General features: G+C 66.6%; 18 protein-coding genes. 6 read left to right on the plus strand and 12 right to left on the minus strand.

Annotated features, from left to right (window positions below; translation table 11 throughout):
* Window positions 1-61: 61 nt before the first annotated feature.
* Entirely contained in the window at window positions 62-1,411 is a 1,350-nt protein-coding gene (locus AB6806_RS02745) for an FAD-dependent oxidoreductase (protein ID WP_142020514.1), read from the minus strand.
* Window positions 1,412-1,674: 263 nt separating this feature from the next.
* On the opposite strand from AB6806_RS02745, the gene AB6806_RS02750 reads away from it, so the two are divergent.
* From AB6806_RS02750 to AB6806_RS02760, 3 genes are all read left to right on the plus strand, one after another.
* Entirely contained in the window at window positions 1,675-3,651 is a 1,977-nt protein-coding gene (locus AB6806_RS02750) for an HAD family hydrolase (protein WP_142020515.1), read from the plus strand.
* 88 nt (window positions 3,652-3,739) lie between these two features.
* Window positions 3,740-5,221 (plus strand): lipopolysaccharide biosynthesis protein, encoded by a 1,482-nt coding sequence (locus AB6806_RS02755; RefSeq protein ID WP_142020516.1) that lies wholly within the window; start codon window positions 3,740-3,742, stop codon window positions 5,219-5,221.
* Window positions 5,218-6,360 (plus strand): acyltransferase family protein, encoded by a 1,143-nt coding sequence (locus AB6806_RS02760; RefSeq protein ID WP_185747800.1) that lies wholly within the window; start codon window positions 5,218-5,220, stop codon window positions 6,358-6,360. Before AB6806_RS02755 ends, AB6806_RS02760 begins: the two co-directional genes overlap by 4 nt.
* Before the next feature lie 5 nt (window positions 6,361-6,365).
* Here AB6806_RS02760 and AB6806_RS02765 read toward each other — a convergent pair whose 3' ends face one another.
* The 8 genes from AB6806_RS02765 to AB6806_RS02800 all read right to left on the minus strand — a co-directional run bounded on the left by AB6806_RS02765 (window position 6,366) and on the right by AB6806_RS02800 (window position 16,475).
* Window positions 6,366-8,033 (minus strand): exopolysaccharide biosynthesis protein, encoded by a 1,668-nt coding sequence (locus AB6806_RS02765; protein WP_142020518.1) that lies wholly within the window; start codon window positions 8,031-8,033, stop codon window positions 6,366-6,368.
* Window positions 8,030-10,033 carry a glycosyltransferase gene (locus AB6806_RS02770; protein ID WP_370954058.1) on the minus strand — a complete coding sequence of 668 codons (2,004 nt, stop codon included), beginning with the start codon at window positions 10,031-10,033 and terminating at the stop codon, window positions 8,030-8,032. The genes AB6806_RS02765 and AB6806_RS02770 overlap by 4 nt, the downstream gene beginning before the upstream one ends.
* Window positions 10,030-11,433: a hypothetical protein gene (locus tag AB6806_RS02775; protein WP_370954059.1), complete on the minus strand. Its 1,404-nt coding sequence runs from the start codon at window positions 11,431-11,433 to the stop codon at window positions 10,030-10,032. Before AB6806_RS02775 ends, AB6806_RS02770 begins: the two co-directional genes overlap by 4 nt.
* 64 nt (window positions 11,434-11,497) lie before the next feature.
* A complete protein-coding gene (locus AB6806_RS02780; RefSeq protein WP_112764196.1) occupies window positions 11,498-12,190 on the minus strand; it encodes a class I SAM-dependent methyltransferase in 693 nt (230 codons plus the stop codon).
* Window positions 12,191-12,227: 37 nt separating this feature from the next.
* Window positions 12,228-13,385, minus strand: coding sequence for a glycosyltransferase (locus AB6806_RS02785; RefSeq protein ID WP_051987807.1), 1,158 nt, complete (start codon window positions 13,383-13,385; stop codon window positions 12,228-12,230).
* 71 nt (window positions 13,386-13,456) lie between these two features.
* Complete coding sequence (locus AB6806_RS02790) at window positions 13,457-14,149, minus strand: sugar transferase (protein WP_142020519.1); 693 nt, start codon at window positions 14,147-14,149, stop codon at window positions 13,457-13,459.
* A gap of 285 nt (window positions 14,150-14,434) precedes the next feature.
* Window positions 14,435-15,067, minus strand: coding sequence for a LuxR C-terminal-related transcriptional regulator (locus tag AB6806_RS02795; protein ID WP_370954060.1), 633 nt, complete (start codon window positions 15,065-15,067; stop codon window positions 14,435-14,437).
* A 70-nt stretch (window positions 15,068-15,137) separates the two neighbouring features.
* The gene (locus AB6806_RS02800; RefSeq protein ID WP_370954061.1) at window positions 15,138-16,475 is read right to left on the minus strand and encodes a polysaccharide biosynthesis/export family protein; all 1,338 of its coding nucleotides are present in this window, start codon (window positions 16,473-16,475) and stop codon (window positions 15,138-15,140) included.
* 191 nt (window positions 16,476-16,666) lie between these two features.
* Between AB6806_RS02800 and AB6806_RS02805 the strand changes: the two genes are divergently transcribed.
* A complete protein-coding gene (locus AB6806_RS02805; protein ID WP_142020522.1) occupies window positions 16,667-16,894 on the plus strand; it encodes a hypothetical protein in 228 nt (75 codons plus the stop codon).
* A 131-nt stretch (window positions 16,895-17,025) separates the two neighbouring features.
* Window positions 17,026-17,790, plus strand: coding sequence for a hypothetical protein (locus tag AB6806_RS02810; protein ID WP_142020523.1), 765 nt, complete (start codon window positions 17,026-17,028; stop codon window positions 17,788-17,790).
* Window positions 17,791-17,900: 110 nt separating this feature from the next.
* Here AB6806_RS02810 and AB6806_RS02815 read toward each other — a convergent pair whose 3' ends face one another.
* Window positions 17,901-19,070 carry a glycosyltransferase gene (locus AB6806_RS02815; protein WP_142020524.1) on the minus strand — a complete coding sequence of 390 codons (1,170 nt, stop codon included), beginning with the start codon at window positions 19,068-19,070 and terminating at the stop codon, window positions 17,901-17,903.
* 148 nt (window positions 19,071-19,218) lie between these two features.
* Between AB6806_RS02815 and AB6806_RS02820 the strand changes: the two genes are divergently transcribed.
* Window positions 19,219-20,259: a glycosyltransferase family 2 protein gene (locus AB6806_RS02820; protein ID WP_142020525.1), complete on the plus strand. Its 1,041-nt coding sequence runs from the start codon at window positions 19,219-19,221 to the stop codon at window positions 20,257-20,259.
* A gap of 33 nt (window positions 20,260-20,292) precedes the next feature.
* Here the strand turns inward: AB6806_RS02820 and AB6806_RS02825 are convergent, their stop codons facing one another.
* Both AB6806_RS02825 and AB6806_RS02830 read right to left on the minus strand, forming a co-directional pair.
* On the minus strand, window positions 20,293-20,541 hold the full coding sequence (locus AB6806_RS02825; protein ID WP_142020571.1) for a LysR family transcriptional regulator: 249 nt from the start codon (window positions 20,539-20,541) through the stop codon (window positions 20,293-20,295).
* A 232-nt stretch (window positions 20,542-20,773) separates the two neighbouring features.
* Window positions 20,774-21,760, minus strand: coding sequence for a PAS domain S-box protein (locus AB6806_RS02830; RefSeq protein ID WP_370954062.1), 987 nt, complete (start codon window positions 21,758-21,760; stop codon window positions 20,774-20,776).
* Window positions 21,761-22,371 lie beyond the last annotated feature (611 nt).

Genomic DNA, 22,371 nt, shown 5'->3' on the forward strand with positions numbered 1-22,371 from the left:
TCGGACCGCCAACTCGCCTGCGCTCGCGCCTCTACGCCGCTGGGCGCAACCTGTCTTGCATTTACCGTGCCGGAATCGAGGCGGCGTCACGCAGGGCCGCTTCGGCCTCGATCGTCGAGACCCGCGCCGTCGGCTGGTAGTTGAAACCGCCCTGGCGCCCGAAGGATTCGATGCCGAAGGCCTTCAGTGCCTTGACCGCTTCGGCGGCGCTCTCTTCGGCGCCGTTGCGATAGATTGGATAGGCGTTGTCGAGGAACTGGCTGCCTTCGAGCCTGAGATCGCCGCGGAAGAGCCCATTCGCCGCGACATGGGCCCGAAAATCCGCCTCGCCCCGGGCGATCGACTTGCCGACATGGTTGGCGATCACCTCGACGCCGAAATATTCGCGTCCTTGCGCGCGACCATAGAAATCGGAATACATCGTCAGGCGCTTCCAGGCCCCGTCATAGGAGAAATTGTAGATGATCTCCTCGTCGAAGCCCCGTTTGCCGTCGAAGCTGAAATAGAGCGCCAGCAGCGTGATCGTCTCCAGCTCCTGCGAGACCGGCAGATTGCAGAGCGCCTGCAAGCGCGGGATCGGAATGGTCGAGACGATGCGGTCGGCGACGATCGCCCGTCCCTCGCGAAAGAGGACGAAGCGATTGCCGAGTTTCTCGATCCGGTCGATCTTTGCGCCCAGGAGGAAGCTGGCGGCCCGCGCGCTGAGCGATGCGGCTGCGGCGGCATAGAGCGTGGCGAAGCCTTCGCGCGGCCGCGCCAATTGGCGGTTGGTCGGGGCTGCCGGCTTCGTCCGGCGCAGGCGGCCGAGGACGGTGCGCAGCGAGGCGTGCTCGCTGATCCATTGCATTCGCTTGCGGGCCAGTTCGATGCTGATCCGGTCGGAAGCGATGCCGTAGAACCGGGTCATGTAGGCATCGAGGCCCGAGCGCTGCAGCAGCCTGGCCCCGATCCAGTGGCGGGCAAATTCGCGGGCGTTGCGCATGCGCCGCTTGAACAGGCGGGCATAGGCGGCCGATGCCAGGATCCGGGCGGTCTCCACCGGCCCGGCGCGCAGGATGTCGTCCTTCACCGAGATCGGGTAGGCGGTGATCAGCCCTTGCGGGTTCAGCCTCGCCCAGCGCGGCCGGATCGGCACGTAGAGCGGCAGCAGCTCCGGGAAATGCTGCAGAAGCGGCGAGTCGTCCTGGAAGATCAGGCTGCCGATGTCGAAGGTGTAGTCGCCGGACGACCAGTCGATATGGTTCCCCCCGAGATGCGCGTATTCGTCGATGACGACGATCCGCCTGCAGCCCTGGTCGGCCAGCACCGAGGCCGAGACGAGACCGGATACGCCCGCGCCGAGGACGATCGCATCGCAATGCTGGGCGGCCATGCTGACGGCATCGTCGATCCGCTGGACCGTCTCTTCCATCCCGAACCTCATCGACCGGACATGAAGCGAGGCTAGTCCCCGGCAAGATCAGCTGAAAGCAAGACTCGTCATCACAGCCATTCTTTTCCTGCTCATTCGCGCGGCGATTGCGATTCGAATGAGCAAACCGGCCGAAGATTCGACGGAACGCCCGGCCAGGACTGGCACGGTCCCTGCTTTCATCTGCGTAAGGCATGCGTTTGCGCATGCCGCCGTCGTTGTAACGGCGATCCCGACCTTTGCGTCTGAGCACGGAGCGTATGATGCCGGGCTGGCCACATCCGAACGAGGCGGCGCTGCTGGATGGGGTCGATCTGGTCTCGACCGACCTGTTCGACACCTTGCTGCTGCGCACCCTCCGCTCCGAGCGGGCCCGTATCATCGCCGGCGAGCGCCGCTTCGCCCGCAAGCTGGCCGAACAGGGCCTGCAGCTCGCGGAGTGCGCACTGGTCGAGGCGCGCCTGGAGGCGCAGCGCCTCGCCTATCGGGCGCTCGACATGGCCATGCAGGACGGCGAGGTCGCGCTGCGAGACGTCATCCGACGCCAGCTCGTCATGCTCGGACTGCCAGGTCCCCGGGTGGAGACACTCTGCGAGACGCGTCTCGCGATCGAGCTCGCGGTCGAAAAGGAATCGCTGCGGCCGAACCATGAGCTCGCGGCGCTGCTGCGCCGCTGCCGCGGCGAAGGCCGGCGCGTCGTCGCGATCAGCGACATAGGACTGCCGACCACGACGCTCGATGCGCTGGTCACGCATCTCCACGGCCCCGGCCTGCTCGACAGGATCTATTCCAGTGCCGATCTCGGCCTGACCAAGCGGCGCGGCGATCTCTTTCATGCGGTCCTCGCCGCGGAAGGGATCGATGCCCGTCAAGCCTTGCATGTCGGCGACGACCGGCGCGCCGACCACATCATCCCGTCGGAACTCGGCCTGCGCACGCTCCATCTCCCGCGCCCCAGGCTGCGCCGCCGCCTGTCCCGCCTGCACGGCGCCGCGAGCGAGCTTGGCCGCCTCATCAGCCGAAGCCGGGCGCATGGACGCATGCCGGCGGAACAGGCCCACGATCCCCAAGGCTTCGGGCGCGAGGTGCTCGGGCCGATCGTGGCCGAGTTCTGCCTGGCGATCTGGCTTTACGCCGACGAAGCGGGCAAGCGCGGGGACACGGCCCTGCTGTTCTGCGCGCGCGGAGGCCTGGGCATCCGGGCGGCGTTCGAGCGTCTCGCCGAACACCTGAACCTGCCGCTTGCGGTGCCGCGCGAGAATCTGATGGTGTCGCGGCTGGTCGCGGCCAGGGCCGCCATCATGGCCCGCAGCGGAGCGGCACTCGACGAGCTCGGCCGCGAATTCCCCGGCAGCAGCTTCTCCGACGTCGCAGCCACCCTGGGCGGCAGGCGCTACGACCTGCCCCAGCCATGGAACGAGCCGTTCGCGCCCGATCGCTTCTTCGCCATGCTCCAGCGGCCGGCGGGCGAAGACATCCTTGCCGACATCGAGCGGCAGAACACACTCTTCCGGCGCCATCTTTCCGTTGCCAGCGCCGGCGCGGGGCGGATCGTCCTGTGCGATACGGGGCTCTACGGCAGCACGCAGCGCCTGCTCGCCGCCGGCCTGCCCGATCTGAGCTTCGAGACCATCCAGCTGGCGCGCTGCAACTACAAGGGCTTCAGCGAGGACCATTTCCCGCGCGTCGTCGGCCTCGCCGTCGAACGCAACCGCTACAGCCCCTTCGCGATCCGCTCGACGGTGCTGCGCTATTGGCAGCTGATCGAAAGCCTGTTCGAGCCGGCGATCCCCTCGGTGCGCTCCTTCAAGGAAGACGAGAACGGCAAGGTCTCCTGCAATGCCGGCGACATCGCCTTCGGCGCCGTCGACCCCAGCATCGGCAATCCGCTGCTGGCGGGTGCGCTCGCTTACATCGACGACGTCGCCAGCGGAGCGGCGATCATGGCCGATGTGGCCCGTGCCTGGCCACGGCTGAGGCAGGCCGTCACCCGCCCGGTCGAGGCCGATCTGTCGGCGCTGGCGATCGGCCGGCGCTCCATCGATTTCGGTCGGCCCGACATCGTCGGAGACGCCGAGGCATTGTCCGGCAGCGCGCTGTCCCGCCTCGCGTCGATCCGCAGCCAGCTCTGGCGGGAAGGCGCGATCGCGCGCGCCTTCCCCCACGCGCGCCTGCCGCTGCTCACGGCGCTCGAGGCCGCTTACGCCCTGCGTGGGCTCTCAGCCGGTTTCCGTCGCTGATGCGCGGCGATGTGGCCCAGGCGATGAGGGCTGCGACCGCGCGAGCCTCGCGCCCGCACGCGCCGACGGATCGCAGGGACGGATTGCCATGCTGGCGATGAAAGCCCTCCAGGGCGCCGGCTGGCTGGTCGCCTCGCGCTTCCTCGGCCGGTTCATCGATTTCTTCACGCTGCTGATCATGGCGCGGATGCTGACGCCGGCCGATTTCGGCCTGACGGCGCTCGCCATGTCCTGCGTCGCGATCGTCGACATGGTGCTCGAGATCCCGGTAACGCAGGCGCTGGTCCGCCTGCCGCAGGTCGACAAGACCCATCTCGACACCGGCTTCACTCTCGGCGCCCTGCGCGGTTTCGCAATCGGACTGTTGCTGCTCGCCGTCGCCTGGCCGTTCTCCTGGCTCAATGGCGATCCGCAGCTCGTGCCGGTGATCCTCGCGCTCGCCTTCGCGCCGATCGCGCGCGGCCTCGCCAGCCCCGGCCTCGTCCTGTTCATCCGCGAGCTCGGCTTCCTGCGCAATTTCCTGCTGGAGACCGGCGGCAAGCTCGCGGCCTTCTGCCTGGCCATCGCGACGCTGCTGCTCGGCGGCGGCTACTGGGCACTCGTCGTCAATTTCGTCGCCGCTCCGATCTTCGGCTGCGCCATCTCCTATCGTCTCGCCCCCTACCGTCCGGCTCTGTCGCTGGCCCGCCTGCCGGATTTCGCCGGCTTCGTCGGCTGGTTCACCTGCGCGCAGCTGGTTTCGGCGGTGAACTGGCAGTTCGATCGCATCCTGCTCGGGCTCGGCGGCAGCAAGGAGGTGCTCGGGCGCTATGCGGTCGCGGCCGATCTTTCGGTGATGCCGACCCAGAGCCTGATCGGGCCGGCGCTGCAGCCGATCATGGCCGCCTTCGCCCGGATAAAGGAAGAGGATCAGCGGCTGCGGCTCGCTTTCCTCAAGGCCGCGCGCTTCAGCATGCTGGTCTCGGTGCCGTGCAGCCTGGGGATCGCCCTGACCTCGGACCTGATCGTCGAGGTCCTGCTCGGCCCGAAATGGCATGGCGCCGACTGGCTGCTCAGCCTGCTCTCGCTTTCGGTGATGGCGACGCCCTATTTCCAGACGCTGTATTCGCTGAGCCTGGCGCTCGGCCGCCCCGAGGTCATCTTCCGGCTCAATCTCTACGACCTTGCCGTTCGTGCCCCTGCCGTCCTCGTCGGCTTCCTGCAATGGGGCGCCGTCGGCATGGCGGCTGGCCGCGTGATCGCGGCAGGGATCATGGCGGTCTTCTTCCTGCGTTGGCTCCGCAACCTGCTGATGGTCGGCATCGCCGAGCAACTGGCCAATCTCTGGAAGATCGCCGTCGCCGGCGCGGTCATGACGGCCGGGGTTCTCGGCTTGCGTGGCGCCATCGCGGCGTGGCACCTGCCGGCGCTGGCCGAGCTGGTCGCGATCGCGGCGCTTGGCGCTCTGCTGTACGGGTTCGGCCTTCTCGCCTGCGGGATGCGGCTCGCCATCGGCGCCGGGCGCCTCGATCTCTCCGATCGCTGGTGGCGGCCCCGGATCGGCGCTTCCAGGACCGGGGAAGGCTGGTGAGCGAGAGACTCGACCATCTCGACGGACTCCGCGGCGTCGCGGCGGTCGCGGTCGTGATCTTCCACCTGATGTCGGCCCTGACGCCATGGCTCGTACCGGAACAGCAGCCAGGCGCGCATTGGATCGCCTATACGCCCTTCGCCGTGCTCTGGAACGGGACCTTTGCGGTCTCGGTCTTCTTCGTGCTGAGCGGCTTCGTCGTGACCAACGCGACGCTGCGCAAATCCGATCCGATCTGGATCGACGTCGTCATCCGCTATTTGCGGCTGGCGATCCCGGCAACCGCCAGCACGCTCGCGGCCTGGTCGCTGCTGAGCCTGTTTCCGACCTCTGCCACGGACCTCGCTGCGCTCACCGGCAGCCGCTGGCTCGGCTGGACTTACCAGGGACCGATCCCCAATCCGGCGGCCGCGATCTACAACGGCATGGCCGGGATCTTCCTCACCGGCGGCTCGTTCTTCAACAACGTCCTCTGGACGATGCGGCCCGAGCTGCTCGGCTCGATCCTCTGCTTCGCCGTCTGCGCTTTCACAAGGCCCCGCTCCAGGCTGGCAGTGGCGCTCGGCGGCGCCGTGATCTTCATCGCTCTGCGGCGCTATGACTATGTCTGCTTCCCGCTCGGCATCGTCCTGCGCGAGGCCTGGGCGGCGAGGCGGCTGCCGTCGGCCCTGCCGATCTCAGCGCTGCTCCTCGGCCTCCTGATCGGCTCGCAGAGCGGCGATGCGGCGCGCCAGCTCGGTCTTGACTGGCTGCCCGAGGCCTTGAATCCGGAGAAAAAGGGTGGGTTGCTCTACCCGCTCGGGGCGATGCTCGTCGTCTATGGCTGCCTGCGGTCCGGCCTGCTCGTCACCTGGCTCTCTGGCCGGGCCGGGCGCTTTCTCGGTGCGGTCTCGTTCCCGCTCTACCTCATCCACGTTCCATTGATCGATACGGTCGTGGCGGAAGCGTATCTGCGCGCGAACCAGCATGCGCTGGCGCTTGTCTGTCTCGTCGCCGGGAGCCTGCTGCTGATGGTCGCCATCGCCTATGGCGCGGAGCGCTGGCTCGAGCGGCCGTTCCTCGCCCTGCTTGGGCGCTTGCGCCGGCGTCTGCGGGCGATCCGGATCGGGCGCCGCGACATGCGCGGCGCCGCCGGCTGAGCCGGTCAGGATCTGCTGCGGTTGATCACGGCGCCGACGACGGTGGCACCGGCCCGCCGGAGAGCGCCGAGGGCCTCGTTGAGCTCGTCATGGGTGGTCACGCCTTCGGCCGCGACGAGGACGACGATGTCGGCATGGGTCGCGAGCGCAACGGCATCGGAGGATTCACCGAGTGGCGGCAGGTCGATCAGCACCTCGCCGCGCTGCCTCGCCTCGGCGAAGACCAGGGCCGCGCTGGGATCCCTGAAGTCGACGAACCGGTTGAGTTGCGGCGTCGCCGAGCGGATCGGCAGCAGGTGAACCCCCTCGACATCGACATACTCCGCCTGCGCCGTGTCGCCCGAGGCGATCACATCTGTCAGCGATGCTCCCTCCTTGCCCTGCTCGGCGTGCACGCCATCTTGGCTGATGACGCTGACCTGGCGGCCGCGATGGTTGATCAGTTGCGCGAGATTCATCGTCAGCAGCGTCGCGCCCGCGCCGGCCCGCCAGGATCCGATCGCGACGACCGGGCTGCCCTGGAAGCGGCTCGCGGCCCAGGCGATCTCGATCGCCGTCTGCAGGTCACGGATCGCCGCCGCGAAGGACCCGGCATCCGCGCGCGTCACCAGCATCGACTTGTCCGGGTCCGAGGCAGGCGCCTGCCGCCGGCCACCGACCTGGGGGACGACGGCGAGGCAGGGCAGGCCGGTTTCACGCACGAGGTCCTGCGGGAGGCGAACACGGCGATCGAAAGCCGAGGCGAGCGCGGCGACGAACAGGCCGCTGAGCAGGCTGAAGACGCCGGCGAAGGCCATGATCAGGCTGCTGCGCGGCGCCGAAGGGCCGAGCGGGGTCTGGGCCGCACCGATGATCCTCGCATCCGCGTCCGGGATCGGTTGTGCGGGCAGCGCGCCGCTGCGGACAGCCGCCTCCGCGGTTCGAACCTGGGCCGCGAGCGCGTCCACCCTGCCTTGCAGGAACTCCGCGCCGCTACGGGCGGCATCGGCCTTGAAGGCGACGGATTGCAGCAGATAGGCGGAGGCTGCTGCATTCGCGACCCGCGCCGGCAGGGCCGGATCGGTCGAGGAATAGGCGACCTCCAGGACATAGGACTGGCCGACCCGGCGCGCCGAGAAACGCCGCGCGAAATTCTCGAACGCGCTGCGGCGCGGATCGGCGTGAAGCGAAGCCTCGCTGCCCTGGCTCGACGAATAGGAAGCTCCAACTGCAGCGAAGGCGCCGTGTAGCGCGGCGGTGACACGTCCGCTCAGCGCCTGCAGCAGGCCCGGCGGCTGAGGCCCGAGTTCAGGATGGCTGCCCAAGGCCAGGGAATCGAAAATGGTGCTGAGCAGCCGCTCGGAACGGATCACCTGCAATTCGCTGTCGGCGGCATTCAGATCGAGCGAGTTCGGCGCCGCGATCTCGCGCGCCGAGCTCGGGGCCTGCCGCCGCGGCTCCAGCAGTACGGTCGCAACCGCGCTGTAGGTCGGCGGCGTGGTTCGGACATAGGCCAAGGCTGCCGCCAGGCAGATCGCGACCCAGATGGCCAGCTTGCCCCTGTGCCGCAGCCCGGCGGCGCCGATCGTCCGCAGCAGGGCGACCGGGCCGTCGCTCGCCGGCGCCATGGCCGGCTCGGGCAGCGGCAGGATACGGAATGGCGCGCCGGATGCGTCCGGCTTTCCCAGCATCATCGGAACTTCCCCCTCGGCTGTAAGGCGGCGGCGCGCTCGGGCTGCATGCGCCCGCGCAGTACATCGGCGATCCCGAGCAGATTGCCCCAGAGGCGGCCGCGTCGATCGATGAACGGCTCGGGCCGGAGCGAGCGACCGAGATTGGCGGACATGTTGCGGAAGAGATGATCGGCGGCCTGGCCAAGCGTCATCGTGCCCTTGCGCAGCATGTAGAGCGGATTGACGATCTGCGAGTAGCCGAAGCGCTCGCCGGCCATGCGGCCGCCCTTGACGCCCATATGGACGCCGATCGCATCGGCGGATTTGACCAGGCGCCCGCCGCGGCGCGCCAGCCCAGCCGCGAAGTCGCGATCCTCGAGCCAGCCATAGAGCACGAGCCGCTCGTCGAAGCGCAGGTCGCCGATGCTGGCGAGGCGAAAGGCCATGTTGCACCCGTAAGGGCTGTAGGGCTCGATCCAGGACCAGTCGCTCGCCGGCGGCGCCGCGACCAGCCTCATCGCCTCTGCAAGCGCGATGCCGGGACCGCCCACGCCGTCGGCCAGGACCCGGCCGGTGAAGGCGACGATACTCGCCTCGTCGCGGAAGGTTCGGGCAGCGGTGGCCAGCCAATCCTCATGGGCGACGAAATCGTCGTCGAAGAAGGCGACGATCTCGGTCCCGGGCGGAAGATGCGCGAGCGCCGTGTTGCGCTGGGCCGCAAGCCCGGGCGGCCCGGTCAGCACCACGACATCGTTGCGCCCTTGCAGATCGCCGGCATCGGCCGGATCGATGCAGGAGACGATGACGCTGTCGGGTTTCAGGCTCTGCTGGGCGAGAAGGTGCAGGACGGTCTGCGACACCACCTCCGGCCGGCCACGGGTGGCGACGACGACGGCGATGCGCGGCGGCTTGAGGAGGGGCGCGATCTGCGCAGCGCGCCGTGCTTTCGGCGACTGCGCCAGCTCGAGATAGCCCGCGGCGGTGCTGCGCCAGGAAAACAGCGGCAGGCGCCCGCGGCCGCGCCCGCTCAGCTCCTGCCGCAGCGTCGCCGAACCCGCCAAGGCTCTGATGTGTTCGACCCAAAGCGCCGGGTCCCCCGGCGATGCGAGCAGCGCGGCATCGCCGCAGACCTCCGGCATGCTAGCGCAGTTCGAGGAGACGACCGGGCAGCCCCGTGCCATCGCCTCGACGATCGGCAGGCCGAACCCTTCGGTCCAGGACGGAAAAGCCAGGCAGAGCGCCCGCTCGAGCAGAAAGGCGAGATCGTCGTCACTGACCCGCCCCAGCAGCCTGACATTGGCGGCTTGCGCCAGCTGATCCGGCGCGAAGATGCCGTTGCCGCCTCCGGCGATGACGACGTCGATGCCGAGCTCCGCCAGGGCCGGCGCGATCTCGACGAGAAGAGAGAGATTCTTGTGGCGTGCCTGCGAACCGAGCGCCAGGACGAACGGGCGCTCGACATCGGGCCGTGCCGCCAGCAGCGTCGGAGCCCGCTCCGCCCTGGCCGGATCCCAGGCCAGCGCATGCTCGTGGCCGTTCGGAAGCACGGCGATATCGGCGGCACGCAGCGGCAGGTGCCGTGCCAGCTGCCGGGCCGAAGCCTGCGAGACGGTGGCGATCCGGGCGCTGCGGCGTGCCAGCAATGGCTGCAGCGTCCTGTATGCGGTGCGAAAGCCGCGGCTGTAGCTCTCGGGCGCGGCGAAGACATTGGCGTCGTGGATGCAGACGATCTGGTCGCCCTTGAGCGCCGGTGCCGTGTTGCAGAGATTGAGCAGCCGCCCGCCCCAGAGCCGCGGCAGTTCCAACTGCTCCCAGCCATGCCCTGCCAGTCGCCCGCCCTGGAGCGTGTCGATCGCCTGCAGCGCCATGGCGTCGGCGCCGTGCGGCGCGACCAGGATGGCTTTCCGGCCTGCCGCTGCCAGGCCCTCGTCGAGGGCCGAGACGACGTTGCGCGCATAGCGCTGCACGCCGGTCATGGCCTGCGACAGGAAGCGGCCGTTCACCGCGAAGGTCTCGGTCATATCCTCGCTCCGGTGGCGAAGGGGACAGGTCCTGGAACGCGGGAGGTTCGCGGCCTGATCGCGGCCGCGAGCGCAGCCAGCATGCAGAAGAAGAAGCCCTGATCGATGACCGGGCCGACGAGCAGATCGCCGACCAGCAGGCCGACATAGCCATTGCGCGTGGCGACGGCGATGTCCGCCTCCAGGCTGCCCGGCCGGCCGCGCGGGCGCAGGAAGCATTCGAAGACGAAGACCGCATAGAAGAGGGCGCCGGGCACCCCGACGCTCGCGAGCAGCGCGACGGCAAAGCTCGAGGCGCGCGCGGTTCCCACCCCAACGCCAAGCCCCCAGCTGTCGAGGAAGTTCTGGAATGAGATGACGTTCCAGGAGCTGCGTTCGACCCCGGAATCGGAACTCGCCTTGTTGAGCACGACGAGGTCGACATAGCCGTAGATTTTCGCCACCGCGTCGGGATCGAGCAGGAGCAGCAGGACGACCGCCAGCCCGACGACCGGCGCACCGAGTGCGAAGATGGCTGTCAGCCGCACCCCATTGCCCAGTACGAGCCGGGCGATGGCGAAGGCATAGAGCAGGAGGAGCATCACCGGCGCGCCGACCAATCCGGTCGAGGACGTCGACAGCACGATCAGGACGAGCGAGAGCCCGGCGAGGATGCCGGTGAGCCGCGGGCGCACGCCGCAGAGCCACAAGGTGCCGGTGAAGCCGAGGACGCCGAGCGTCGAGCGCGCGAAGACCGAAGCCTCCGTATACGAGCCGACGATCCGCTTCATCCCGGCGATCTCGGAATCGGTGTGCAGCGTGTAGCGGGCATTGCGGATGAAGCCGAGCAGCTCCTGCGTGCCGGTGGAGTAGGTCGCGATGTCGAGGATGGCGAAGACGGTGTTGGCGATGCAGCAGGCGAGCAGCCCGTTGAAGACGGCCGAGAAGCCCTCGCGCGTCGCGGCAATGGCGGTCAGAGTGATCAGGCAGAGCAGGGTGGTCGAAAGATAGAGGCTCTGCGTGACATTGCTCGAGACCGGCGCCAGCGGCACCGTCGAGCCGGTATCGTCGAAGGCCGTGGTCCCGAGCGGGATGATCTCGGTGAGGCCCGCGAACACGCGCGGCATCAGGAAGGCGCTGGCGATGCCATAGACGACGAGGCACGTGAACCAGAATGCGGGCTCGTCCGGATGCAGGGTCCGAATGGCGGCCGCGGCCTCGCGGCGGCGGCTCAGCACGCCGCAGACCAGGAAAACCAGCATCACATGTCCGGGCTGGATGTTGGCGGCGCCGATCAGCATGGCCGCGGCCGCACCGAGGACCGCCATGATCGCGAGCCCATGGACGAGCGCGCCCGTGCCGAGCATCAGGCAGACCAGGCCGATCAGGATCGTCAGCACGCCGATCGGCTCGATGCTCATCGCAGCCGAGCCTTCCGCGATGGCGACGGCGCGCCTCCAGCCTGATCGTGCCCGCACGCCATGGTCATTCGGCCAGCACCATCAGCGAGTAGCCGCCCAGCACCCGGACCGCCAGGTCCGGATTGAGCGAGAAGCAGAGCCGGCGCGGCAGGCGCATCAGCCGGCTGCTCAGCGCCTGGTTGGGCAGCTCCAGCCGACTCGCGGTGTAGGCGTGATCGATGACCCGGTAGCCGCAATCCGCCAGGGTCGCGAGCGCCGTCTCCTTGAAGAAATAATGCAGGTGGCCGACGTTCTCGCGCAGCTTGGTGATCGGCCAGCCGCGCAGCAGCGACTGGACGGAAAGATCGAGCGGGATGTGGAAGACCTTGTAGCGGCCCTTGCCGCGCAGCGCCTTGATGAAGGCGATGTAGTCCTCGACATGCTCGATCACGTCGGCGATGACGAGCAGGTCATAGTCCGACGGGCCCTCGGTCGTGAAATCGCCAAGCGAGAACGTGACCGTGTCGGTCTCCTTGTATTTGGCGCGCTGATAGGCGTGCGGCGAAATCTCGTAGCCATGGAAGCGCGCCGCCGGGAAGGCCTTCGCCAGGTTGAACAGGATCTCGCCGGTGCCGCAGCCGACCTCGCAGGCCTTGTCGAAGACGATCGCGTTCTTGCGCAGGATGGCCTCGACCTGCCGCGCCTTCCAGGGCGAATCCTCCTCATGCCAGGTCGGGTTCAAATCGGCATAGACTTCGCTCTGGTAGATCGTCTGCATCAGGTTCTTCCTCGATATCGCGAAGGGCCGGCCTCGTTCAGGCCAGGCTCTGGACCAGGGCCGGGCGTGGCTGAGCCGGCGGCATGGCCATCGAGAACGTCCCGGCGAGCGGCTTGAGCAGCTGGTTGATGTGGAGGGCCATCTGCTTCTCGAAGACGGCGGTCGAGAAATTGCGGGCATAGGCCGCGATCTCGCGCGGTTGCCAGGTGATCGCCCTGGCCCGCTCCTCGGCGGCGATGAGCGCATCGACGCTCTGCTCGTCGAAGAAGACGCCGCTCATGCCGTCGATCACGGTCTCGGTCGCACCGCCGCGGCGGAACGCGATCACCGGCCGCCCGCTCGCCATGGCCTCGACGGGCACGATCCCGAAATCCTCCTCGCCCGGGAAGATCAGGGCGCGGCAGCGCGAGTAATGATGGCGCAGGGCGCTGAAGGGCTGCGGCCCGAGCACCTGGACGTTCGGCTTGGCGATCCGGCGCAACTCGGCGAGCATTTCGCCCCCGCCGATCACGACCAGGCGTCGGCCGGTGCGATTGAAGGCTTCGACGGCGAGCTCGGGCCGTTTGTAGCCGACGAGCTCGCCGACCATCAGGCAGTAATCCTCGACGAGATCGTTCGGCAGCACCTCGAAAGCGTCGACATCGACCGGCGGATGGATCACCGTCGAGGCGCGGCGATAATAGCGGTGCAGCCGCGTGGCGACCGTCTCGGAGTTGGCGACGAAGTGATCGACGCGATTGGCCGTGACGCTGTCCCAGTTGCGGATGTAATGGGCCAAGGCCGGCATCATCAGGCGCGTGATCGGCCCGGCACGTTCCCTGTATTCGTGGAACATGTTCCAGATATAGCGCATCGGCGAATGGCAATAGCAGATGTGCATCGCGCCGGGCGGCGGCACGATCCCCTTGGCCGGTCCGGACTCGCTGGAGATGACAAGGTCATAGCCGCGCAAGTCGAGCTGTTCGAGCGCCAGCGGCATCAGCGGCAGGTAGCGCTGGTAGAACTTCGCAGCGCGCGGCAGCCTGCCGACGAAACTCGTCGTGACCTTGTGGCGGCGGATCTCGTCGGAGACCGCGTCGGGCACATAGACATGGGTGAAGACATCCGCGTCGGGATACATCCGGCACAGCGCCTCGATGACCTTCTCGCCGCCGCGCATGCCGACGAGCCAGTAGTGGACGATCGCTATTTTCATGGGCCGAGGAACTCCATGGAACTCTCGTGGTCCGGGCGTGGCACGTCCGGCACCGTCGTCCTGCGGCTGCCTTATCGGCTGCCGCGCTGCATCAGCACCGCCGGCACTGTCTTCACCAGGATCTTGGCGTCGAGCAGGAGGTGCCATTCCGAGGCGTACTGGCTGTCGAGCGAGACGCGGGTGGCATAGGAGCAATCGCTGCGGCCGCTGATCTGCCAGAGGCCTGTGAGCCCGGGCGGAACCGAGAAACAGTGGCTGAAGGCTTCGCCATAGCGTTCGCGCTCGGCTGCCACGATCGGGCGCGGCCCGACGAAGCTCATCTCGCCGGCTATGATGTTGAAGAGCTGCGGCAGCTCGTCCAGGCTCGAGCGCCGGAGGAAGGCGCCGACCGGTGTAATCCGTGGATCGTATGTGAGTTTCTGGCTTTCGGCCCATTCCTGCGCGGCGACCGCATCGGAGGCCAGCAGATGCTGCAGCGCCTCATCGGCATTGATGGCCATGGTGCGGAACTTCAAGCAGCGGAAACCCTTACCGCTGCGGCCGATCCTCGGCTGCTTGAAGAGGGCCGGGCCGCCGTCGCCCGCCCGGATCAAGGCGGCGATGAGCAGCATCAGCGGCGCAAGCAGGAGAACGAGAGCAACACCTGCCGCAATGTCGATGGCTCTTTTTACTATGCTCCGCATCGAGCTGTATTCGCTTCGCGATGCACGCATGTGCAAAGCTAAGGACGCCGGCAAATTTTGCGAGTCCGGAAAGCGGCTCATTGCAGCACCCTACTCATAATCTGCATATTAACAGATTATTAACGAGCATCGAATACATCGCAATAGGATTTTGTGCGTTGCAGCATATTTGCTCAGGTCGATTGCGGGCTGGCTACAAACTGAACGTTGTCAGTAAAATGCCTGACAGATTTGATGCAATTCCGCCGCTTTCTGCGCCAGCGGCGAGCCGGCTGTCATGGCATGCGAGCCTTCGCTGGGCGGCGGTGACGCAGCTGGAAGGCAGCGCCATCGATGTCGGGTTCGCTCGACGGCAGTTTAAATTCTTTAGTCGTGGGACTGAAACCATCCCTGGGTAATCGCGTATTGCACGATCTGCTGGCGGCTCTCGATGCTCAGCTTGCTGCTGGCGCGCGCCTTGTAGGTTTCCGCCGATTTCTTGGTGATCCCGATCCGCGCAGCCGCCTCGCGAATACTGAATCCGAGAGCGATCAGGCGGAGGATTTCTTTCTCCCTCTCGGTCAGGACCGAGCCGCGCCGCGTTCCCCCGACCGTCAGAATGGAGTGGGGGGAATCGAGGAAGGAGCCGCCGCGGAGGACCGTGGTGATCGCCTTGCACACGACTGAAACGGGCGACTGCTTGAGGACGTAGCCGCGCACGCCGAAAGCGAGCAGGCGGTGGGCGCGGGCATTGTCGAGTTCCTCGGCCACGACGAGGATCCGCTGCGATGGCAGATCGTTCAGCAGGCTTTCGACGACTGAAATCCCGTTGAAATCATCGCCGACGACCGCGACGTCTGGAGCTGCCTTCTCGATGACTTTCGCGAGGTCGGCGGAGGAATGGGCCTCGCCGACAACAGCCATGTTCGGTTGCTCGGCCAGGCAGAACCGCAGTCCCGCCAGGAAGATCGGGTGTTCGTCTGCAAGGAAAATGCGAGCGGGGCGCTCGGATGACAGCATAGGCTTGCCTCCGCATGGACGGGAGCCTGGTTGAGCTGATCGCAAATCGGCTCGGATGTGCCAGCGATAGCTAGTTCTGCGCCCCGGCCGGTCCGGCAGGGGGCAGCGCCGAGATGATCGATTGCAACGAGGCTCGCTCGACCCTGACGATATCCCCGGGCAGGATTGGCGAGGTCTCCTCGACCGCGATCTCGTTGACCGTGTCGCCCTGGCGCCTCTGGACGCTGAAGCGCATGCGGGCGAGCTGCTTTTCCTGCTGGCTCTGCAGCCTTGGCGCGAGCGCGGTCGATTCATGGATGAGCGCGCGCAGCGACGTGATCCGGTCTTCCGACTGCTTGAGCGAGAGCTGGGTCTCGCGCAACTCGCGCCCGATATCGATCTCGCGCTGGTTCTGCACATCGGCGCGCATGCGGTCGATGCGGCTGATCTCCTGTTTCGCACGCGCCGTCGCAAGCATCAGATCGAGGCCCTGGCTCTCGGATTGCGCCAGGTTTTGCTCGACCGCGAGCTGGCGCGGACTCACGGCCAGCCCTTTGCTCATCAAGCTGTTGATGTTGTCGAGTTCGCGCCGGATCAGATCCTGCTGGCGCTGCTGGGTCACCGCCTTGGCGCCGAGCGTACGCAGCTCCTCCTCGATCAGGCCGCGCGATTGCTGCAGGAGGTCGAGTTGCGAGCGGACGGCATTGCGACGCGAGGCGAACAATGCGCTCTCCTCGCGCATCGCCTGGGCGGCTCCCTCATCGAGGTTCCCGCGCACATCCTCGGAGAACGTGATCGTTTCTGCCTGTCGCGTTTCGGCCAGCAACCTGTCGCGACGCATCTGCAGGGCCAGCAACTGCGTCTGCTGAACACGAATCTCACCCTCGGCGACGATCGTCTCGCGCTCGAAACGGCCCAGCGCCAGCTCCATGCGCTGGAGCCCGCCTGCGATCGCGACCGCCTGCAAGGTGGTCATCGTCGGCCGGAAGGCATATTCGCCGGGTTTTTCGACGGCGCCGACCACGTAGATCGGCCGATATTGCGCGATCTCGACGGCCGCAGCCGGCGCATTGACCAGCCCGGCGGTCTCCTTCAGCCGCTCCGAAATCAGCGCCGCGATCTCGGCCGGCGCTTTGCCGTCAACCGAGAAGGTGCCGACCACCGGCAGCGAGAGCATGCCGGTGGAGCTGACGGCGAACTCGCCGCTGAGAGCCGACCATTCGAAGAGCTCGCGCGAGTTCGGCCGCCATTCCGATACCTTGATCTTCAGCCGATCCTGCGCGGCGACACGGTATTCGAACTCGTTTGCGCCCGCTCGCGTGCCGTCGGCAAGGACCGTTGTCAGCGCCGCGACAAGCAGCGCAAGCATGCGGGCCGCGGCCCAGGCGCATTGCGGGACAAGGCAGGCAGAGAGAGTGAGGTATCTCACAAAACACTCCACGGCAGACCACTCTGGCAAACCCCCAAGCAAATCCGTTGCCAGTCCCTCGAGGGCCGTTAGCGTGCCCTTAACCATGAGGGTCCAGGCTGGTGGAAATCCCACGCGCGCCCGAAGCCTTTCTCGGGACGGCGAGCAAAGCTATAGTCACTGGCCGATAGCGAGCCGCGAAAGCACGAGCGATGCTGATCGTCTTCTTCCTGGCTGCCATCGCCAGCGGTGCGCTGACCCTCTGGCTGATGTGGCCGCATGGCCTGCTGGTCGCGTCCATCGCCACCGCCGTGGTCGCCAGTGCGATCGTCGCCGTTTGCGCCGTGCTCGTCGCCGTCCTCAGGTCGCGCAGCGCGACCGGCGATGAGCCGCGTCCGCGTGGCGTCCTCGATCTCCTCGGGCCGCGCCAGCCCCGCTGAGCGCTTGCGCCGCGGGCCTTCTGGCACATGAATTGCTCTTCTGGCACATGAATTGCTGATGCTCCCCGCGACAGCGGCTTGCGCGATCGCGCCTCTTGTCGCGGCCTGCCATTGCGATGGGAGAGGGGGCGATGACGTTGCCTGTCCGGTTTCGGAGTTCGGATCGAGACCGCGACACGGATCTCGACAGGCTGGGACCGCTCTACGGGCAGCTCGAGCAGGCGCTCGCCGCGATCGAGCGCGAAAGTTCCGGGCTGTCGCGCCGGCTCGACGAGGCTCGCACCCGCGCGGCAGCGCTGCTCGGCAATGAGGACGGCATCTATTTCGAGCGCGAGCCGACCGACGAGGCCAGGCTGGTCGAGGCGGAGGCGCAGATGATGGCGGCCTTCCGTCGGCTCGAACAGTTGCGGGAGCAGCAATCGATGATCGCCGCCTGGCGCACGGAGATCGACGATACCGATCTCGGGCGCATGCTGCGCAGCGGGCCCAGATCGAACCGTTGGGCCGCCCGCCTCCTGCGCTGGGTGCGGGCGCGGATGGCCGCCATCCGCCGCCTCGCCCGCTTCTTCGGCTGGGCGCTGATGCTCGTGATCGTCCATGCGACATTGTCCGGCATCGAGCAGCGGCCGTCCGTCGCCTGGCTGATGCCGGATTTCGAGCGAGGCCTCGCTTTCCTCGCCGCGGCCGCCGCCTTCGCGATCGGCTATCCTCGGCAGCGCTTTCTCATCTTTGCCGCTGGCCTTGCCGCGGTGATCTCGCTCGAACTCGCCCAGAGCTGGTCGCCGACGCGGCACGGCACGATCCACGACGTCTGGATCAAGGCCGCCGGCCTTGGGCTGGGCTTTGCGCTGGTGTGGGGCATGGAGCGGCTCAAACCAGCGGCGAGGAGCTGGTGAAGATCGACCCGGTGACGCGGGCTTCGACGATACGGCTCCCATCCGGGCGAGGATGACACCGCCCGCTACGAAAACGTTGATCGCCGGGCATGAGCGCGGCCGCCATGGGCTCAGGATGCGCCGGCTGGCGCGGCTGTCAGGCTGCCTCCGGCGACGGCTGACCGTGGCTGGGCGCGCCCATCGGCGGCGAGCAGGGCCTGTGCATGGGCATGCACGACCTTGTCGAGGCTGAAACGATCGATGTAGTCGATGCGGTATTGCGCATCGCGGCGCTGCGACACGACATGGTCGTGATAATGCACCATCGCCTCGACGAAACCGGCCATGTCGCCCAGCGGCACGAGCCGGCCGAGCCGGTTGTCGACAAGGATGTCGCTGGGTCCGAATTCGCAATCGAAGGCGATCACCGGCAGGCCGAAGCGCAGCGCCTCGCAGATGGCCAGAGACCAGCCTTCCCAGCGTGCGCCCGACAGGTAGACGTCGCTGTTCGACAGCGGAATGGCCGGGCTGTCAGGATAGTGCTCGATCCTGACCCGGTCGGCGAGGCCGAGTTCATCGATCAGGGCGCGGATCGCCGCCTCCTCCTCCCCATAGCCGACGAGCGCAAGCTCGGCACCCCTGCGCGTCTCGCAGAAGGCGGCAAAGGCGCGCAGAAGGACGTCGTAGCCCTTCTGATAGGCGAAGCGACCCACCGTGACGAAGCGGATCGGACGGTCGATCGCGGGCGCCGGCATAGGCACGGGCGTATCGAAGGAGCGCACGGGATTTGGCACCCAGACATGTTCGACCTTGCTGGGATAATCGTATCGGAAGGCGTCGAGCTGGCGCGGCGACGTCCCGAAGACGCGCGCCAGCCGCGGCAGGACCAGAAACCGCATGGCCTCGAACAGGACGGTTGCCTTGAATGAGCGCCGCTCGAGCCTGGGATTGCCGTGAAGGTAGAGGATGAAGCGGCGCCTGATGCCGAGGCAGGCGAGCCAGAACACCGCCGTCGGCTCGACCTGCGGCACCACGACGAGGTCGAACCGGCCTCCGGCAATCGTCTTCCGAACCCGCCGCAGCAGGTCCAGCTGCCCGTTCGAGAAGCTGAGAAGGACGTCGTATGGCCGCGGCTGGCCGACGATCTGCTCGAAGGGCGACGTGTAGAGGACGGAGATCTCGAGATCGCCTCTGTACTCGCTCGCCAGCGCCGAGCAGATCGAATCGGTGACGCGCTCGATGCCGGCAAACGACCGCGTCGGCGGCACGATGTAGAGGACCCTGGTCTTCCCGTCCGGCATCGCGCGCTCGACCATCGCTCCGGAGCCGCCGATCGGCCCGGTACGGCTCTTGCAATGTCCGCGCCAAATGGGGCGCTTCGTCGCCGCTGGCGCGGGCCCTGCGCCATGGTGGATGCGCCGCAGGCTTTAGATTTCAGCGGAGCGGCGCATGACCGGTTCGACTCCCAGGCTCGCGGTAATCATCAACTGCTTCAATTATGCGGAATATGTCGCGCGCGCGATCCGCAGCGTGCTCGCACAGGGCCGCGACGACTGTGAATTGATTGTCGTCGACGACGGCTCGACCGACGCCTCCTGGGACGTCATCGGCAGGACGGGAGTAACGGCCCACCGGACCGAGAACGGCGGCCAGCGCCGCGCCTGCATCTTCGGCCTCGACCGGACCACGGCGCCCTTCGTGCTGTTCCTCGATGCCGATGACGAACTCGCCCCCGGCGCACTCGATGTGATCATCCCGCGGCTCGATCCGTCGGTCGCCAAGCTGCAATTCTGCCTCAGCCGCATCGACCGCGACGGCAACAGGCTGGGCTCGGCCGTTCCCGAGCCCGACCAGATTCGGATGACGAGCGATCTGAGCGAGCGTGTCCGCCGGACCGGCGTCTATGTCAGCCCGCCGACCTCCGGGAACGTGTTCAGGCGCGACCTCTGCGAATTGCTGCGCGACGCCGATTATGACGACGCGGTCGACGGGATCATCGTCCTCGCGGCCCCCTTCTTTGGCGAGGTCGTCTCCCTGCCACAGGAGCTCGGGCTCTATCGCGTTCACGATCGCAACATCTCCGGCGTCGGTCGGGCCATCGACGGTGCCAGGATCGAGCAGCACATGCAGCGCTTCCGAAACCTCATAGGCCATCTCAATCGGGTCATGCCGGCGGGGAGCGCGAGGCCGCAGCTCGATGCCGAACAGACCTTCTTCTACCTCGAGAAGAAGTCGGTCCTTGCGTCGATCGACCGGCGCATGGATCGCTTTCGGCAACTTCCCATGCTGATCAGGGTCATCAGCGAGGACTATTTTTCCGCGAAGCGGAAGCTCGCCCTTTCGCTGTTCCATATCCTGATCGCCTTCCTGCCGATCGGGATATCGCGCCGTCTCATCGAGTTCCGTTACCGGTCCGAGCAACGCACGCCGATCGCGCTGGCCAAGGCGCTGATCGGTAACGGAGGCGATGTTCGGCCCCGGTCGCTGTGATCCGCGATCGACAGCCCTTGCGTTGTGGAACAGCTATTGGATACCGCAGCTCAACGAAGCCCCGCGGCCAGCCATCATGCCGCTTTCGATCAGCCTCCCAGAATGCGGACGGTATGAGAGTCGGCAATGGGCCAATCGCGGGCGTATACTGGTAACGATCCGCCGACATGCCGACCGAACTTGTCCTTGGTCACGACAGTCGAGCTCCGCGATCAGGCGGCTGACGCCAGGCTGCGTCACCCCAAGGATTTCTGCCGCCCGAGAAACCGTTCCAGCTTTCATGACAGCGGCGAACACTTCGATTTGACGGCTGTTCAAGTTGGGTTCGCCCCGCGCACCGATGCGTCGCTGCTACTGCATAGCTTCCTCAAGCGGACACTCAAAATGACGACCGGGGTGGCAAGCGCCGGAGGCCGGTCTGGGTGCGTTGCGCCATAAGCGAACAGCAAGCCTGGCGCGTCACCCGAGAATAATCATGCGGGTGCCATTGGATGGCAAACACCGACTTTCCGGGTCAGGCGCTCATCGCAGCCCGAGAGATGGCAATTGACGCTACCAGCCCTGTCGGTTGCCAATCACGCTCCACCGTCGCGTTCAGCGCGCTGGCAAGTCCTACTTCGAGGCGACTGCCGAACCCGGCCCTGCCAGGCGCGGGCGGGGGACCACCTGTTTCTCGCCAAAGGATGCGTGTCCGATCATCGTCGGCGGAGACCTCAACCTCAAGCCGGCCCGTCTCGGTTGAAAGCGATCCGTGCTTGGCAGCGTTCGTCGCCAACTCGTGCAGCAGCAACGCCAGATTGGTGACTGACTTTCCGTCGACATCGCAATCGTCGCCGCGAACGCTGATGCGGTCGTCCGTGGCATAGGGTTCGAGGATCGTCCGGACGAGTGTCAGCAGCCCCACATGCTGCTCGTTTTCCGGACCGAGCAATCGGTCCGACATGATCAGATCATGCGCGCGCGCTAACGAGGACAACCTGGCTTGCACGTCCGCGATGATGTCGCCCTGGTTCGCCGACGTCTTCGCGCTGATCGCAACGATGGCCTTGGCCAGTGCGAACAGGTTCTTCACCCGATGGCGCATCTCACCCATCAGAAGCTGCTGCTGCTCCTGTGCCGCGCGCTTCTCGGTGATGTCGCGCGCAATTTTGGATGCGCCGACGATGACGCCGTTCTCGTTGCGAATGGGCGAGATGGTCAGCGAAATGTCCACCAGCGAGCCATCCTTCCGGCGGCGCTTGGTTTCGAAATGCTCCACGCGCTTGCCGCTCTGGATTTGGGCAAGGATCAACGGCTCCTCATCCAGGCGATCCTGCGGGATCAGAATCGTGATCGACTTGCCGATGACCTCCTCGGCCGCATAGCCGAAGAGCCGTGTTGCGCCCGGATTCCAGCTCTGGATGATCCCGTTGAGATTCTTGCTGACGATAGCGTCTTCGGAACCGTCGATGATGGCCGCGAGCCAATCGCGAGGATCCGGCGCATTTGCGATGTCGGGCATCCCCTGCATCAGGTGTGCCCGGCTCGCTTCTGACCTGGGCCTTTCTTCCGGGTTTCTTTCAGTTGTCGACGAAGGTGAAGTTCCAGCGCCGCATTTTTGAAGCTCGCCCAAGCCGGCCATGCGCTCAGCCTCTCTCAAACCGCCATCTGCTTCGCAGAGTGCGTCGCCTTTGGCTCTATATCCTGTCCCCCGCGCGCGCCAAGCGCGCCACTGAGGCGCGAAGGCTGCTCCGCCGATTGGGTCTGTTCTGCTGTGGCAAGTCAAGCGATGGCGCAGCCGATGCCGCCCTCAAATGCTCTTCGGCCTCTCTGCCAAGGACAAGCTGGCTACCGATGCGGCGTGCCATACGTCGCGCCATCTCGACGACCTCTTCAATGCCAGCCTAGAGGCCGTAAGCCTGACCGTTACATCGCGAAAGCCCCACTCGGCGTCGATACGAAGCACAGTCAATTTTGCGCCATTATCGTTTTCCAAATCGGACGACTACGAACGCTGAAAGTCGGCGGCGGTTCCTTATGCGACGCTTGTCAGCCGGCCGATTGTTGTCACCGCAGGGCGCTGCGAGGGGATCGCAGCATGAAGGACCGCGCCATCCTCCATATGCAGTAAGA

Source organism: Allobosea sp. RCC_152_1 (genome assembly GCF_041360765.1).
Lineage (GTDB): Bacteria > Pseudomonadota > Alphaproteobacteria > Rhizobiales > Beijerinckiaceae > Allobosea > Allobosea spartocytisi.